Origin of the sequence: Kitasatospora sp. NPDC053057, assembly GCF_044546945.1 — a bacterium.
Lineage (GTDB): Bacteria > Actinomycetota > Actinomycetes > Streptomycetales > Streptomycetaceae > Kitasatospora.
Window position 1 is genome coordinate 201,267 of sequence record NZ_JBITZP010000007.1, and the last position, 14,838, is coordinate 216,104.

The 14,838-nt window shown below is 74.5% G+C and carries 17 protein-coding genes; 4 read left to right on the top strand and 13 right to left on the bottom strand.

Annotated features, from left to right (window positions below):
• Positions 1 to 48: 48 nt before the first annotated feature.
• Together ACIG5E_RS11005 and ACIG5E_RS11010 are read left to right on the top strand one after the other, a co-directional pair.
• Complete coding sequence (locus tag ACIG5E_RS11005; protein WP_396533051.1) at positions 49 to 576, top strand: DUF2064 domain-containing protein; 528 nt, start codon at positions 49 to 51, stop codon at positions 574 to 576.
• The gene (locus tag ACIG5E_RS11010; protein ID WP_396533004.1) at positions 573 to 1,226 is read left to right on the top strand and encodes an SAM-dependent methyltransferase; all 654 of its coding nucleotides are present in this window, start codon (positions 573 to 575) and stop codon (positions 1,224 to 1,226) included. Before ACIG5E_RS11005 ends, ACIG5E_RS11010 begins: the two co-directional genes overlap by 4 nt.
• A gap of 12 nt (positions 1,227 to 1,238) precedes the next feature.
• Here the strand turns inward: ACIG5E_RS11010 and ACIG5E_RS11015 are convergent, their stop codons facing one another.
• The 6 genes from ACIG5E_RS11015 to ACIG5E_RS11040 all read right to left on the bottom strand — a co-directional run bounded on the left by ACIG5E_RS11015 (position 1,239) and on the right by ACIG5E_RS11040 (position 6,749).
• On the bottom strand, positions 1,239 to 1,847 hold the full coding sequence (locus ACIG5E_RS11015) for a cytochrome b/b6 domain-containing protein (RefSeq protein ID WP_396533006.1): 609 nt from the start codon (positions 1,845 to 1,847) through the stop codon (positions 1,239 to 1,241).
• A complete protein-coding gene (locus ACIG5E_RS11020) occupies positions 1,831 to 2,532 on the bottom strand; it encodes a molybdopterin-dependent oxidoreductase (RefSeq protein ID WP_396533052.1) in 702 nt (233 codons plus the stop codon). The genes ACIG5E_RS11015 and ACIG5E_RS11020 overlap by 17 nt, the downstream gene beginning before the upstream one ends.
• 65 nt (positions 2,533 to 2,597) lie before the next feature.
• Positions 2,598 to 3,983, bottom strand: coding sequence for a hypothetical protein (locus tag ACIG5E_RS11025; RefSeq protein WP_396533007.1), 1,386 nt, complete (start codon positions 3,981 to 3,983; stop codon positions 2,598 to 2,600).
• Between the two features lie 8 nt (positions 3,984 to 3,991).
• Entirely contained in the window at positions 3,992 to 4,846 is an 855-nt protein-coding gene (locus ACIG5E_RS11030) for an S-methyl-5'-thioadenosine phosphorylase (protein WP_396533008.1), read from the bottom strand.
• A 131-nt stretch (positions 4,847 to 4,977) separates the two neighbouring features.
• A complete protein-coding gene (locus ACIG5E_RS11035) occupies positions 4,978 to 5,451 on the bottom strand; it encodes a hypothetical protein (protein WP_396533009.1) in 474 nt (157 codons plus the stop codon).
• 2 nt (positions 5,452 to 5,453) lie between these two features.
• Positions 5,454 to 6,749: a molybdopterin-dependent oxidoreductase gene (locus tag ACIG5E_RS11040; protein ID WP_396533054.1), complete on the bottom strand. Its 1,296-nt coding sequence runs from the start codon at positions 6,747 to 6,749 to the stop codon at positions 5,454 to 5,456.
• 410 nt (positions 6,750 to 7,159) lie between these two features.
• Between ACIG5E_RS11040 and ACIG5E_RS11045 the strand changes: the two genes are divergently transcribed.
• Together ACIG5E_RS11045 and ACIG5E_RS11050 are read left to right on the top strand one after the other, a co-directional pair.
• A complete protein-coding gene (locus tag ACIG5E_RS11045) occupies positions 7,160 to 8,200 on the top strand; it encodes a zinc-dependent alcohol dehydrogenase family protein (RefSeq protein WP_396533010.1) in 1,041 nt (346 codons plus the stop codon).
• Positions 8,201 to 8,357: 157 nt separating this feature from the next.
• Complete coding sequence (locus ACIG5E_RS11050; protein WP_396533011.1) at positions 8,358 to 8,852, top strand: universal stress protein; 495 nt, start codon at positions 8,358 to 8,360, stop codon at positions 8,850 to 8,852.
• Positions 8,853 to 8,984: 132 nt separating this feature from the next.
• On the opposite strand, the gene ACIG5E_RS11055 is transcribed toward ACIG5E_RS11050, so the two are convergent.
• From ACIG5E_RS11055 to ACIG5E_RS11085, 7 genes are all read right to left on the bottom strand, one after another.
• Positions 8,985 to 10,013, bottom strand: a complete 1,029-nt coding sequence (locus tag ACIG5E_RS11055) for a histidinol-phosphate transaminase (RefSeq protein ID WP_396533013.1) — start codon at positions 10,011 to 10,013, stop codon at positions 8,985 to 8,987.
• Positions 10,014 to 10,036: 23 nt separating this feature from the next.
• Positions 10,037 to 10,678 (bottom strand): LysE family translocator, encoded by a 642-nt coding sequence (locus ACIG5E_RS11060; protein ID WP_396533014.1) that lies wholly within the window; start codon positions 10,676 to 10,678, stop codon positions 10,037 to 10,039.
• Between the two features lie 78 nt (positions 10,679 to 10,756).
• Positions 10,757 to 11,461: a 4'-phosphopantetheinyl transferase family protein gene (locus ACIG5E_RS11065; protein ID WP_396533015.1), complete on the bottom strand. Its 705-nt coding sequence runs from the start codon at positions 11,459 to 11,461 to the stop codon at positions 10,757 to 10,759.
• A complete protein-coding gene (locus ACIG5E_RS11070) occupies positions 11,458 to 12,240 on the bottom strand; it encodes a thioesterase II family protein (RefSeq protein WP_396533016.1) in 783 nt (260 codons plus the stop codon). Before ACIG5E_RS11070 ends, ACIG5E_RS11065 begins: the two co-directional genes overlap by 4 nt.
• Positions 12,234 to 13,331 carry an HAD-IIIC family phosphatase gene (locus tag ACIG5E_RS11075; protein ID WP_396533018.1) on the bottom strand — a complete coding sequence of 366 codons (1,098 nt, stop codon included), beginning with the start codon at positions 13,329 to 13,331 and terminating at the stop codon, positions 12,234 to 12,236. Before ACIG5E_RS11075 ends, ACIG5E_RS11070 begins: the two co-directional genes overlap by 7 nt.
• Complete coding sequence (locus tag ACIG5E_RS11080) at positions 13,328 to 14,500, bottom strand: acyl-CoA dehydrogenase family protein (RefSeq protein ID WP_396533019.1); 1,173 nt, start codon at positions 14,498 to 14,500, stop codon at positions 13,328 to 13,330. Before ACIG5E_RS11080 ends, ACIG5E_RS11075 begins: the two co-directional genes overlap by 4 nt.
• 48 nt (positions 14,501 to 14,548) lie before the next feature.
• On the bottom strand, positions 14,549 to 14,818 hold the full coding sequence (locus tag ACIG5E_RS11085) for an acyl carrier protein (protein ID WP_396533020.1): 270 nt from the start codon (positions 14,816 to 14,818) through the stop codon (positions 14,549 to 14,551).
• Positions 14,819 to 14,838: the final 20 nt, after the last annotated feature.

Sequence of the window (14,838 nt, forward strand, 5' to 3'; positions counted from 1 at the left end):
GCCCTCGCCGAGGCCGCGCTCGCCGACACGCTGCACACCTTGTCCACGATGCCCGCCGGCCGCCGCCTTCTGGTCCTGGACGGCGTAGCCGGCGGCTGGCTCCCGCCGGGCTGGGAGGTCGTCCCGCAGTGCGGCAGCGGCCTGGACCAGCGGCTCGCCGCCGCCTTCGCGCACGCCGCCCGGCTGGCCCCGGAGGCTCCCGCGCTACTGGTCGGCATGGACACCCCGCAACTCGACGCGGCCGCGCTGGCCGAGCCGCTGTCCGCCGCCCGACGGCCGGGCGTGGACGCCTGGTACGGACCGGCGGCCGACGGCGGCTTCTGGGCGCTGGGCCTGGCCCGGCCGACCGCGCGGCTGGCCGCCCGCGTCCTGCACGGCGTGCCGATGTCCACCCCGGGAACGGGGGGCGCGCTCCTGCGCCGCCTGGCGGAGGCCCGTCTGACCGTCCGCCACCTGCCCCTGCTGACGGACGTGGACACCGTCGACGACGCGCGGCAAGTGGCCGCCGAGGCTCCGGCAAGCCGCTTCGCCGCCCGGCTGCGAACCGTCGACACCGCGCCGGAGGTGGCGAGTTGACGGTCGCCGCACCCTGGGTGGACGACCCCTTCGCCGACGCCGTCCGCACCGGCCGGGGCCCGCTGTGGCTGCGCCGCGAGGACGGCCGACGGATTCACCTGGACATCGAGCGCTGGTGTGCCCCGGCAGCCGGCGCCGACCACAGCCTGCTGCTGCGCTGCGCCCACCTGGCCGCGCCCGTCCTCGACCTCGGTTGCGGCCCCGGCCGGCTGGTGGCCGCGCTGCTCGCCCTCGGGGTGCCCGTCCTCGGGGTGGACGTGACCAGGGCGGCGGTCGCCCGCACGGTGGGCCTCGGCGGCCCGGCGCTCTGCCGCTCCGTCTTCGACCGCCTGCCCGCCGAGGGCCGCTGGGGCGCCGCGCTACTCGCGGACGGCAACCTGGGCATCGGCGGCGACCCGGACGCGCTGCTCCGCCGGAGCGCCCAACTCATCGCCCGGGAGGGGCTGTTGCTGGTGGAGGTCGATCCGGAGGAGGTTGACGAGCGCACCGTCGTCCAGGTGGAGGGGCCGGACGGCCGACTCGGCCCGGCCTTCCCCTGGGCCCGCCTCGGCACGGCCGCGACCCTGCGGCGGGCCCGGGCCGCGGGTCTCCTGGAGGCGGAGCGCTGGACCTCGTACGGCCGCCGCTTCCTCGCGCTGCGCAAGGGGTGAGCCGGGCATCGCCTATTCGACGTCCGGGGCCTGCCAGTGCGGGTGCTCGCGTTCGGCCCAGCTCCGCTCGACCAGCCCGGTCCGCATGCCCCGCCGTGACTCCCGGTCCCGCCAGGCCATCCGGACGTGCCCGGCGACCACGACGGCGATGGCGGCGGCCAGCCAGTCGTGCACGAAGGTCGCGCCGGTGCGCCAGGACGGCGGGGCGAGGTGGGTGAGCCACATCAGCAGGCCGGTGCCGAGGATCACCAGCATCGAGCCGAGCGTCCACTGCGCGTACAGCTTCTGCCCGGCGTTGAACTTGCCGGCCGGCCGGTGCGCGGCCCGGGTGCGGACGGCCCGCAGCCACTGCCAGTCCGCCGGGGTGAACCGGCTGAGCCGGGCGGCGTCCGCCCGCACCGCCCGGGAGACGAGGCCGAGCAGCAGCGGCACCGGCAGGGCCAGGCCGCACCAGACGTGCAGGGTGACCACCAGCGGGCGGTTGCCGACCAGTTCGGCGAGCGGCGCGAGGTAGAGGCAGCCGGCCGTGGCCAGGCAGACGCCCATCAGCGCGGCGGTGGTGCGGTGCACCCAGCGCTCGGCGCGGGTGAAGCGCAGGACCAGTTCAGCTCGTCGCCGCATCGTCCCGCCCGTTCGACCGGCCGACCCAGGCGTCGACGTCATAACCGTTGCCCTCCCAGTACCCGGGCTGCACCGCGTCGGTGACGGTGATGCCCGAGAGCCACTTCGCGGATTTGTAGAAGTACATCGGCGCGACGTACAGCCGCACCGGCCCACCGTGGTCGTGGGTGATCGGCTTGTCCTGGAGGCGCAGCGCGACCAGCACGTCGTCCCGCCGGGCCTGGTCCAGGGTGAGGCTCTCGGTGTACGCGCCGTCGAAGCAGCTGAAGCGCACGGCCTTCGCGCCCGGCCGTACCCCGGCGGCGTCGAGCAGGTGGGCCAGTGGCACCCCCTCGAACGGGGTGTCCGGCACCCGCCAGCCGGTGACGCACTGGACGTCCTTGACCAGCCGCCGCTGCGGCATGGCCTGGAGGTCGGCCAGCCGGTGGGTGGCGGGGCGCTCCACCAGGCCGTCCACGGTGAGGGTGTAGCTCGCCGCGTCCCGCTCGGGTACGGAGGTCACCACCGAGTAGTACCGGAAGCCGTTGTTGCCGGGCAGCAGCCCGGACAGGCCGCTCGGGTCCCGCTCCGCCAACGCCGACTCGGCGCGCTGCAGGAACGGTCCGGCCGCGACGCCCGCCGCGCCCAGCCCGAGCAGCCCCAGCACGACTCGCCGGCCCACCGGACTGCCCTTGGGGTCTTCCATTTTTCTGGTCACGCCCCGATTCGAGCAGGTCGGGCCGGGCCGCGGCCAGTGCCCGGGGCATCCCGTCAGGGTTTCGTCATCTCCGGTGCCGCGCCGCGTGCCGACCGGACCGGTGCGACGCTCACGAGCGCGCGCACCGCCGGCACCAGGAGCACACAGGCCAGGGCGGCCCCGTACGCGGCACGCTGGGTGTCCTCCCCGCCCACCAGGTAGAGCATCTGCCCGGCCGCGGGCACCGCCAGCCACTCCCACCGGCCGTCCAGCGCGACCAGGGCCACCACCAGCAGCCCGTACCAGGGGTAGCTCGGTGCGACGAGCAGCAGGGCCGTCCCGGTCACCAGCAGCGCGCCCCGCCAGGGCCGGCCCGGGTCACCACGCCGCAGCACCCACAGCACGACCGCCGCCAGCACCAGGGCGGCCGCCCACGGAGCCCACCGGTCGGACAGCACCGTCCGCAGCAGGCCGAACCGTTCGAGGTGCCCCTGTTCGTACCCCTCCTCCCGCAGGTAGCCCGGCAGGTACCCCAGGACGCCCACGCCGGAGACCGCCACATACGGGAGGTAGGCCGCCACGAAGGCGCCCAGGGCCGCCGCGAGGAGGGCCAGGGCCCGGACGGGCCCCAGGTCGCGCTTCGCCGGCCGCCGGGCCAGCAGCCCGGACACCGCGCCGGGCATGGCGAGCGCCGGCAGCAGCTTGGTCGCGACCGCGGCTCCGAGCAGGGCCCCGCCGGCGCCGGCCCGGCCACGGACCGCGCAGCCCAGCCCGGCCACCATGAGGAGCGCGCCGAGGGTGTCGACGTGCGCGTCGTTGACCGCCCAGACCGTCACGCCCGGGCACCAGCCCCACAGTGCCGCCCTCCGACGCCGCCGCCCTCCCACGGCGAGCAGCACGCCAGTGGTGGCGACGGCCAGCAGGGCACCGCCGACCTGCACACCGCGCACCCCGCCGCCGAAGGGGTGAACGACCAGGAACCACGCCTCCGCGACCGGCGGGTAGATCGTGCGCACGGCGGGCCGGTTGATCCGGATGCAGTCCCCGGCCACCGTCAGCCGCTCGTCCCAGGCCGAGCAGCCGTCCCCGACCGGGAACAGGCCGGGATCGCGCAGCCGGAGCAGCGCCGGGTCGTCCGGGGCGTGCGCGTACGGGGAGACGCCGGCGGCCTGCACCCGCCCGTCCCACACGTAGCGGTAGGCGTCGTCGCTGGTGCGCGGGGGCGCCAGCAGCCCGGCCGCGGCGACCAGGATGCTTCCGACCAGTACGACCGGCACCACCTGGCGCTCGCCCACCCGGCGCAGCAGGAGCAGCGCGAGCGCGAAGAGGGCGGCGTCGAGGGCGTACCAGTCGGGGAGCGACGACCGGTCGGCGAGCGTCCCGCCGCCGGTCACGGTCAGGGCGAGGGCCGCCACCAGTGCGGTGAGGGCGACGGCGCAGGGCAGGGTCCGGGTGAGCACGGGGCCGGTCAGGCGCCCGGGACGCCGGGCAGTCCGGTGGCGAGGCCGTCCAGCGCGTGCGGGCAGGGGCATTCCCGGTCTACGGGCAGGGCCTCCAGCGCCTTGAACAGCACCGTGCGCAGCCGGTCGACGTTGCCCGCGAAGGCCTCCAGCACCTCCGCGTGGGTCACCCCGTCCCCGCTCTCCACCCCGGCGTCGTGGTCCGTCACCAGCGCCAACGAGGCGTAGCAGAGCCCGAGTTCACGCGCCAGCACGGCCTCCGGGTGCCCGGTCATGCCGACCACCGACCAGCCGTTGGCCGCAAACCAGCGGGACTCGGCCCGGGTGGAGAAGCGCGGGCCCTCGATCACCACCAGCGTCCCGCCGTCCACCGGCTCCCACGCCGCCCCGAGCGCCGCCTCCACGACGGCCCGGCGACCGGCCGGGCAGTACGGGTCGGCCATCGACACGTGCACCACCTCGGGCACCGAGCCGTCCGGCAGCGGCTGCCCGTCGTAGTAGGTCTGCACCCGGCCCGAGGTGCGGTCCACGAACTGGTCGGGCACCAGCAGCGTGCCGGGCCCGTACTCCTCCCGCAGCCCGCCCACCGCGCACGGGCCCAGCACCTGCCGCACGCCGAGGGAGTGCAGTGCCCACAGGTTGGCCCGGTAGTTGATCCGGTGCGGCGGCAGCCCGTGCCCGCGCCCGTGCCGGGGCAGGAAGGCGACCCGGCGGCCGGCCACCTCCCCGAGGAACAGCGCGTCGCTGGGCGGCCCGTACGGAGTGTCGACCCGCACCTCGGTCACCTCGTCCAGCAGCGCGTACAGCCCCGAGCCGCCGATCACGCCCAGCTCGGCCCGGGGCTCTTCCTGACGTACCGTCACCTGTACCGCCTCTCATCGGGAGTTCGATCCCGACCACTGTAGGAGCCGAGGGGGACGGACTCCGCGAGGCACGGTCTTACGATTCGCGAACGCCCTGCTGCCGGAACGGGCACGGTTCCGACGTCACGGTTTCAACGAGCACGGCCTCGACGGGCTCGGCGGAGCTTGAACGCGAGGGCGACGGCGGACGCGCCGAACAGGACCCCGGTGATGGCGAGCCAGCGGCCGAGGTAGACCCCTTCCGACAACCCGGTGGCCCCCTCGTAGGGCTCGGACAGGCCGAGGATCAGGGGGAACCAGACGAGCAACAACAGACCGGACAGGAACGCCGGTACGCGCAGGTGGTTGATCCAGGCCACGGTCGGTGTCGGCACGGGGCGGTGGCGCAGCACGGACCGGACCGAGAGGTCGGCGAGCGAGTAGAGCGGAAGCAGGACCAGGTCGTGTGCGACGGCCGCACCGACGAACCAGAGCACCACCGCGAGGGGCCGTACGGCCACCAGGCGCTGGACCGCGAAGCCGGCAAGGGCGAACGAGGCGAGGAGCGCCAGCAGGTGCAGGGGCCCGGCGCCGTACCAGCGGGCGAAGGGCGCACGACGGTCCATCATCACGTCCTGAAGGTGAGTCGGTGGACCCACTTGGTGTTGTTCACGCCCGGGTTGGCCGGGACGATGATCCGGGCGGGGTAGCCGTGGTCGAGCGAGAGGTCGGCTCCGTTGACGCGCAGGGCGAGCAGCGAGCTGGGGTCGCTGATCTGGTTGCCGCGCAGCACCACGGAGGCGTAGGGGCCGGGCGGTTGGACCGACTCCACGAGCACGCTCGCCGCGTCGGGCAGACCGGCCATGGCGGCAAGGTCGGCGAGCCGCAGTCCGCTCCAGTGCTGGTTCTCGGTGGACCAGCCCTCCACACAGGCGATCGGCAGCCAGGCCGCCCGCTGCGGCATGGCGAGCAGTTGCTCCCGGGTGAACACCCGTACGGGCCCGGCGCCGTGCACCTCCAGCCGCCAGTCCGGCCCCACCATCGCCGGCGAGACGCCGACGGCGGCCGCCGTCTTGTTGATCTGGAAGCCGTTCGGTCCGGCCTCCGGGGCGCGGTTGTGCGGTGCCAGCAGTGCGGTGCCCCGAAGCCGGCCGCCGATGCTCTGCCCCACCGTCACCACCAGCAGCGCCAGGGATCCCGCTCCCACCAACGCGAGCGCACCGCGCCGGGCGATCGTCGGCGAGGTGGGCGCGACCGTCACCAGGCCGTCCGCGTCGGGTGGTTCGGGCCGAGTGTCGGCGACGCCGGTGCGCAGCTCCGCGAGCAGCGGGCGCGACCTCAGGGCGCGGACCATCCGCCCCAGCCGGAGGGACACGTGGACGGCGAACGCGGCGATGAACACCCAGGCCCCGTAGAAGTGCAGGGTGTAGAAGGAACCCGGGAAGACGTAGTGGAGCTGGATGTTGAGGATCCCGGTGGCGAACTCGAAGACGGCCCCGCCGACCAGCATCAGCAGCGACAGCCGCTCCAACGCGTGGGCGGCGCTCCGCGCGGGCGGCCATTCGAAGAGTTTCGGGATGACCGACCACAGTTTCGCCAGCACGACCGGCACCAGGACGACGCCGAGCGTGACGTGAACGCCCTGGGTGAGCCGGTAGAGCCAGGCCGGGCGGGTGGGCCAGTCGAAGAGGTAGAAGCCCAGCACGCCCTTGTCCGGCGTCTGGTCGTTGAGCGGACCGAGGCCTGGGTTGTAGGCGGCGTACGACAGGGCCCCGGTCACGAACAGGACCGGGATCCCGACGAGCAGGACCAGTCCGAACACCGAGGTCAGCCACGGTCCGCGGATCGGGCTGCGCCAGAACCCGGGCCGGAACGGTCCGGGCGGCGCGGGCACCCGCGCGAGCCGGTGCCCGACCGCGGACAGTCGGACGCCGACCGCGCCACGGATCCGTCCGAGGGTTTCGCCCAGGCGCCGCAGCGCCGGGTCGGCCCACCGCGACCAAGGCCGGTTCCGAGCCGTCACCACCGACCTCCTCCAGCCGCTCAGGAAACCACGGAGCGCGGCTCACCGGTCCGCTGTCGAACGGGAGAACCGGGTCGGCCGCAGCCCGCCGGACAGCCAACCACCCCCGGCGGAGCAGCCCCGGCGTAGCCTCACCGGAGCGGCCGCAGGATCACCCGCACGGGTGCACCTCAGCCCGGGGTATCAGCGTGCGGTGGCTTCTGAGCGTGCCGGCCGACCGCCTGGGCCCGGCGCTCGGCCTCGCACCGCGCCCGCCCCGGGCGCAGGCTGGGAGGAGCAGCCTTGCCTGCGGCTGACGGCGGGAGTCGGCGATGGACACGACGCGACTGGTGCCCGGTGAGACCGGGGCGTGGGTGGTGGCGCAGCCTGGTCCGGTGGGCGGCGCGGGCCCGGGGCCGCTGGAGTGGGAGCGGCGACCGGTCCCCGAGCCCGGGCCCGGGGAGATCCTGGTGGAGGTGGAGGCCTGCGGAGTGTGCCGCACCGACCTGCACCTGGCGGAGGGGGACCTCTCCCCCAGGGTGCCCAGGTGCACGCCCGGGCACGAGGCGGTCGGACGGGTACGGGCGGTGGGCTCCGGGGTCGAGGGGTTCGCGGCCGGGGACCGGGCCGGGGTGGCCTGGCTGGCCCGGACCTGCGGCAGCTGTGCGTACTGCCGCACCGGGCGGGAGAACCTCTGCCCGGACTCGCGCTACACCGGCTGGGACCGGCACGGCGGCTACGCCGGCCACCTGACCGCCGACGCCCGCTTCGCCTACCGGTTGCCCGAGGGCCCGCCCGCCGAGGAACTCGCCCCGCTGCTGTGCGCCGGGATCATCGGCTACCGTGCCCTGGAACGGGCCGACCTGCCGCCCGGCGGCCTGCTGGGCATCTACGGCTTCGGCGCGTCCGCCCACCTCACCGCCCAGATCGCCCTCGCCCGGGGCGCCCGGGTGGCGGTGTTCACCCGGGGTGCGGCGGCCCGGCGACTGGCGCTGGAACTCGGCGCCCGGTTCGCCGGCGACTCGTACGACCCCGCACCGGAACCGCTCGACGCCGCCATCCTCTTCGCCCCGGCCGGCGAACTGGTTCCGGTCGCCCTGGCCGCGCTCGACCGCGGCGGCACCCTCGCGATCGCCGGCATCCACCTCAGCGACATCCCCGCACTCGACTACCAGCGCCACCTCTTCCAGGAACGCACGCTGCGCAGCGTCACCGCCAACACCCGGGCCGACGGCCGCGCCTTCCTGGCGGAGGCTGACCGGACCCGCCCGATGGTGCGTGTCAACCGCTACCCGCTGCGGCAGGCGGACACCGCGCTCGCGGACCTCGCCGCGGACCGGGTGACCGGGGTCGCGGTGCTGCTGCCGCAGTAGTCGACCCGCGGAACGGGCCGGTGGGGCCGAGCAGGGACGTGCCGCCGCGCGATTGCCGGAGGATCATGAAGGTCAGCGGACTGACCCGCACGGCGTCCCTCCCGGACCCGCCGAGCCGGTCAGGCCCACAGTCAGGCCATACGTCCTGGAGGTCCCCGTGAACACCACTCCCGCGTCAGGTCCCGCCGGTCCGATCGTGGTCGGTACGGACGACTCGGAGCCCGCCCGGCGAGCTGTGCTCTTCGCTCTTCGCGAGGCGCAGCTGCGCGGGGTCGGCGTGCGGGCCGTCTGCGCCTACGGCGGCGGACGCACCGAGCCGTCGGCCCGGGCCATGACGGGCTGGCGCGACGCGGTCGGCGAGCCGTCGCCGCACCTGCACGATGCCGTCGCCCGCGAGGTGACGGACTCGATCGAGGAGCTGCGACGGCAGGTCGGCGAGCCGTACGTGGAGGTCGAGGTGCGCTGCGAGCGCGGCCGGCCCGCCAAGGTCCTGCTGGAGGCGAGCGAGGACGCCACCATGCTGGTGGTGGGTACCCGAGGAGCCGGCCTCTGGGGCCGACTCGCGCTCGGCTCGACCAGCACCGAAGTCGTCCACCACGCCCACCTCCCCGTCGTCGTCGTACCGTCCGGACCAGGGCACGCGACCAGGTGATCCGGCGCCCAGCTGGCGGGACGGTCAGGCTGCCGGGGCCGTCCCGGCAGCGGTGAGCACTCCTCGCGGTCGGCGCCCGCCGTGGTCCTCGGGCCCCTTCGGGGCGGGCGTCCGGAGGGGCCCGGCCGCGGGCTAGGCGGTGCGGGTGCGCCAGGCGGCCGCGACGGCGAGGGCGGCGTCGTTGGCGAGGGGTTCGCCGATGCTGAGCCGGACGCCTTCGCCGGGGAAGACCTTGACGGTGATCCCGGCGTCGGCGCAGGCCGCGGCGAAGGCCGACGTGTGCTCACCGAGCCGGAGCCAGACGAAGTTGGCGTGGGACTCCACCAGGGGCCAGCCCTGCGCCCGCAGCAGGGTCTGGACCCGGGTGCGTTCGGCGACCAGGGCGCGGACCCGGTCGTGCAGTTCGGGGCCGGCCGCGAGGGATTCCACCGCCGCGTCCTGGGCGATCCGGCTGACGCCGAACGGTAGGGCGACGGCGCGGGCCGCGGCGGCGACGGTGTCGTGGGCCACGGCGTAGCCGACCCGGAGGCCGGCCAGGCCGTAGGCCTTGGAGAAGGTGCGCAGGACTACCAGGTTGGGGCGGGTGCGGTAGAGGTCGATGCCGTCCGGGGTGTCGTCGGGGGCGAACTCGCGGTAGGCCTCGTCCAGGACGACCAGGGTGGTCGCGGGTACGGCGTCCAGGAACTTCACCAGTTCGGCGGGCGGGACGGCGGTGCCGGTCGGGTTGTTGGGGTTGCAGACCAGGACGATCTTGGTGCGGGGGGTGAGGGCGGCGGCCATCGCGGTGAGGTCGTGGACCTCGCCGTCGGCCAGCGGGACGGCGACGGGGGTCGCTCCGGCGAGGTCGGCCGCCTCCGGATAGGCCTCGAACGAGCGCCAGGCGAACAGGACTTCGTCGCCCGGGCCGGCGGCCGCGCGGACCAGCTGGAACAGCACGCCGACCGAGCCGGGGCCGACCACCACGTGGGCCGGCGGGACGTGCAGGTGGTCGGCGAGGGCGGCCACCAGGCGGGTGGCGGCCGGGTCGGGGTAGCGGTTGAGGGTGTGCAGGGCGGCGGTGGCCCGTTCCAGCACGCCGGGCAGCGGCGGGTAGGGGTTCTCGTTGCCCGCCAGCAGGTGGTGGGCGGTCATCGGCGGGGCGCCGGTGGGTGTGTCGGTCATGTCGGTGGGCTCCCGTGGGCGGCTCAGCCGCTGGTGAGGCCGGTCGCCAGGGTGGCGGCGGCGAGGACGAGGAAGACTCCGGCCACGATGTACCGCTCGGCTCGGAGGAAGCCGCGGCTCTTCCGGGCGCGCTGGCGCATGAGTGAACTCAGCAGCGCCCAGCCGGCGTTGGTGGCCATGCCGACCACCACGAAGACCAGTCCGAAGACCAGGGTCTGGGACCAGACCGCTCCCCTGCCGCTGTGGATGAAGGAGGGCAGGAAGGCGAGGAAGAACAGGGTGCTCTTCGGGTTGAGGGCGTTGACGACGAGGCCGTCGGTGAAGATCCGGGGCGAGCGGGCGGGCGCCTCGTCGGTCTGTTCGGCGGACGGGTCCGGGTCCGGCGTGCGCAGCCGTTTGACGCCGAGCCAGACGAGGTAGGCGGCGCCCGCGTACTTGACCACGTTGAAGGCGGTCTCGGAGGAGGCGACCAGGGCGGACAGGCCGACCACGGCCGCGAGTACCTGGACGAGATCGCCGCAGGCCAGGCCGAGGGTGGACAGCAGTCCGGCGCGGCGCCCCTGGTCGAGGGTCCGGCCGGTCACGTAGAGCACGGACGGGCCGGGGATGAGCAGCAGCACCAGTGAGGCCGTGAAGAACCACCACAGGCTGGACAGTTCGGGCATGCGATCCGGCTCCTTTCGTCCGCGTCCTTGTCAGGCGGAGCAGCGGGTGGGCGACGTTCCTGCGGGACCGGTCCTGCGTCAGGTCAGCGTCCAGCGGAGCGGTGGCGCGCAGGACTCGGAGGCCGCGACGGTCGCACAATATCCCTTGTCCAGCGGGAGGTTGCTCAGTTTCCACAGATCCACGGTGATCGGCAGCGGGCCCGGGGCGCCGGTGCCGAGCCGGCGCGGGACGGGCACGTCGGCGGCCTTGGCGTACGCCTCCCGCCAGGTCCACCGGGCGAAGAAGGCGTGCCGTCCGGCGGCCGGGGGCAGGCCGGCGATCAGCCGGGCCTCGGCGGGGCCGAGGAAGCGGGCGGCCATCGCGCGGTGGTCGAGGTCGGCGCGGACCTCCTCCAGGTCGACGCCGACGGTGCCCGTGCGGGTGACGGCGATCAGGGCCAGCTCGCCCGAGTGGCTGAGGTTGAAGTCGAGCACCGTGGGGTGCGGTGCCGGCGTCAGGCGGGGGCGTCCGCGGGCGGTGCGGTGCAGCCGGAGGTCGGCGGGGGCCCGGCCGGTGTAGCGCGCGAGGACGGTGCGCAGCGCGCCGTGCGCGGCGACGAAGCGGGCGCGCTGGACCGGCAGTTGGCAGCGGCCGGCCCGCCTGCGCTCCTCGGGGTCGAGGAGGTCGGCGTACCGGCGCGCGGCCTGCTCGGGCGGGTCGAGGCGGGCCCGCCAGACGTGCACCTCGCGGTCGGCGAGGGTCGGTGCGGCGGGGCCGTCCGGCCACTGGTCGGCTGGGTTCAAAGGGCGACGGCTCCGGCGATCCGGTCGGTCGGCCGGCGGAGCAGCCGGGACAGTTCGCGCAGGACCTCCTGCTGGGCGCTGTGCAGGAAGAAGTGCCCGCCGTCGAACATCCGCATCGTGAAGGGGCCGGTGCTCTGCCGGGCCCAGGCGGCGAGGCCCTCGGGGTCGACGTGCGGGTCGGCGCGGCCGCCGAAGGCGGTGATCGGGACGGGCAGGGGTTCCTGCGGGCGGTGGGTGTAGCAGTCGTTGAGCTGGAAGTCGGCCCGCAGCCCGGGCAGCACCAGCCGCATCACCCGGGCGTCCGCCAGCAGGGACTCCGGGGTGCCGCCCAGCTCCCGGATCCGCTCCAGGAACTGGTCCTGCGGCAGGTGGTGGATCAACGGCCGGTTGTGGGCGAGCTGCGGGGCCCGGCGTCCGGAGACCACCAGGTGGTCGGGGGCGGGGGCGCCGAGGGCGCGGAGCCGGCGGGCGAAGGAGAACGCGATCAGCGCGCCCATGCTGTGTCCGAACAGGGCGTAGGGGGGCCGGCAGTGGTCGGCCAGGGCCTCGGTGAGATCGGGCAGCAGGTCCTCGACGTCGGTGTAGGCCGGCTGGAAGATCCGCGACTCGCGGCCCGGCAGCCGTACCGCGCACACCTCTACGTCGTCGGGCAGGGCGCGCGGCCAGTCGGCGAAGGCCGAGCTGCCGCCGCCGGCGTAGGCGAAGCAGATCAGCCGGAGCCGGGCGCCGGGGTTGGGCTCGGTCCTGACCACCCACGGGCTGCCGGCCGCCGTCACCACTTCCGGTCCTCTCCGGTCGGGGTGTGGACGGTCAGGTACTGCGGGTCGCCGGGGACGTCGGTGAGGTCAGCCTCGAACAGCGTCAGGCCGTCGGCGCCGGTGAGTTGGCGGAAGCCGGTGAACTTGTAGGTGATCAGCATCATCCGGTTGCGCCCGTTGGGCAGGTACTCGGCGAGCAGGCGGGCGCCGGCGTCCCGGGCGCGGCGGCGCAGGTGGTTGATGATCACGCCGCCGACGCCGCGGGACATCACCCGGCAGGACATCAGCAGCAGCTTGACGGTCCAGGCGTCCGGGTCCTTGGCGAGCAGCACCAGGCCGATGGTCCCGTACGGGCCGTGCCGGTCCTCCAGCCGGGCGACCAGCAGTTCGTGGCTGTCGGAGCGGCGGAAGGCGTCGAGCTCGTCGTAGGAGTAGGTGTACCCGGTGGTGTTGAGCTGGTGGGTGCGGACGGTCAGTTCCTCGGCCCGGCGCAGGTCCTCCTCCTGGGCGGGGAGGATGGTGAGGGTCATGCCGAGGGTGGCGAGGAAGGCCTCCTGCGGGCCGGTGAACTCCTTCTCGACCCGGGTGCGCTCCTGGTCGGCGAGGTACATCTCGCGGCGCCGGGCGGAGTCGTCGGTGATGAACCGGGGCGAGAACTCCGGCCGGTCGGCGAGGCCGGCGGCCTCCGCCGCGTCGACGACCAGCAGTTCGGGGATCTCGAAGGAGACCTCGCCGCGTTCGAACACGTCGTCGTCGACGAAGGCGAAGGCGTCCAGGCCGAGGTTGAGCGAGGTGGCGATCGTGCGGATCGACGAGGACTTCGCGTTCCAGTTGATCTGCGGGTAGAGGAAGTAGTCGAGCAGCCCGTGCCGGCGCAGCGCCGCGGTGGCGGCGTCGTGGTCGTTGCGGCTGGCGATCGAGTGCAGGATGCCGCGGCGGTCGAGTTCGACGATGACCTCGCGCAGACCGGGGCGCAGCGGCGCCTCGCCGTCCTCCAGCAGGATGCCGTCCCACACGGTGTGGTCGAGGTCCCAGACGACGCATTTGACGGTCTTGGCGGGCTTGTCCGCGGTGGTGCCGTCCTGCTGGCCGGCGGTGCCCTGGGCGGTCATGCCGTCACCCTTTCGGTGGGGATGGTGCGGGGGCGGGAGTGGTAGGCGGATTCGGCGATGGTGGCCTGCTGGAGTTCGGTGCTGCCCTCGATGATCTCCATGACCTTGGCGTCCCGCAGGTAGCGCTGCACGGGGTAGGCGTCGCCGCAGCCCTGCGCGCCGTGCACCTGGACGGCGTCCGAGGCGGAGCGGAACGCGGTGCGGGAGGCGTGGTACTTGGCGAGCCAGGTGGCGTGCAGGCTCTCGGTGGAGCGGTCCTGCCGCAGCCAGCCGGCCTGCTGGCAGAGCAGCCGGGCGGCGGCGGTGCCGGTGGCCATGTCGGCGATCATCCGCTGGACCAGCTGGTGGTCGCGGAGCCGGACGCCGAAGGTCTCCCGCCGGTCGGCGTAGTCGAGGGAGGCGTCCAGGCAGGCCTGGGCGAGGCCGACGCAGCCCCAGGCGACGCTGTAGCGGCCGAGTTCGAGGGCGCTCGCGGCGACGGCGGCCAGTCCGAAGCCGGGCCGGCCGAGCAGCGCCTCGGGGGCCACCAGGCAGTCCACGAGGCTGAGTTCGGCGAGCATCGAGGCCTTGGTGCCGAGGATGCCGGTGACCGGCCGGACGGTCAGCCCGGGGGCGTCCCGGGGCACCAGGAAGGCGGCCTCCCGGCCGTCCAGGCGGGCGAACAGCAGGTACACGTCGGCGCGTTGGCCGAAGGTGATCCAGCGCTTCTCGCCGGTGAGCCGGAAGCCGTCGTCGGTCCGCCGGGCGGCGGTGCGCAGGGCCTTGACGTCGCTGCCGGCGCCGGGCTCGGTGAGCGCGAAGGCGCCGATCGCCTCGCCGGTGGCGAACTTCGGCAGCCAGTGCTCGCGCTGCTGCTCGCCGCCCCACCGGGCGACCGCGTACGAGGCCATGCCGTGCACGGTGACCAGGCTGCGCACGGACGAGCAGCCGCGGCCGAGTTCCTCGTTGAGCAGGCCGAAGGTGATCGGGTCGAGTTCGGTGCCGCCGTACCCGGCGGGGACGGCGGCGCCCAGCAGGCCGCGGGCGGCGAACTCCTTGAGGAACTCCTCGGGGAGCCGTTCGGCGCGGTCCCAGGCGTCCGCGTGCGGGGCGACGGCCTCCTGGCTGAAGGCCTCGTACTCCTCCCGCGCCGCGGCCTGGCGCGGGGTCAGTTGCACTCTGATGGCCATCGGTCCCTCTCTTGCCTCGTCTCTGCGGTCGGGAAGGTCACGGGAGGGTCAGGAGTGCTGCGCGGCGGCGCCCACGGCGGCGCGCTTGCGGGTGACGAGCGCGTCGAGGGCGCGCACGGTGTTGAAGTTGGCCATCTCCAGGTCGTCGTCGTCGACGGTGATGTCGAACTCGCCCTCGACGAACAGCACCAGCTGCATGATGAAGAGCGAGTTGACGAATCCGGTGGCGAAGATGTCCTCGTCGTCGGTGAGCCGGTGCTCGCCGAAGAACTGGGCGAGGAAGGCGAGGATCTGCGGCTTGTGGTCGGCCGTCGTCATGGCGGGCGGTTCCTTCTTCT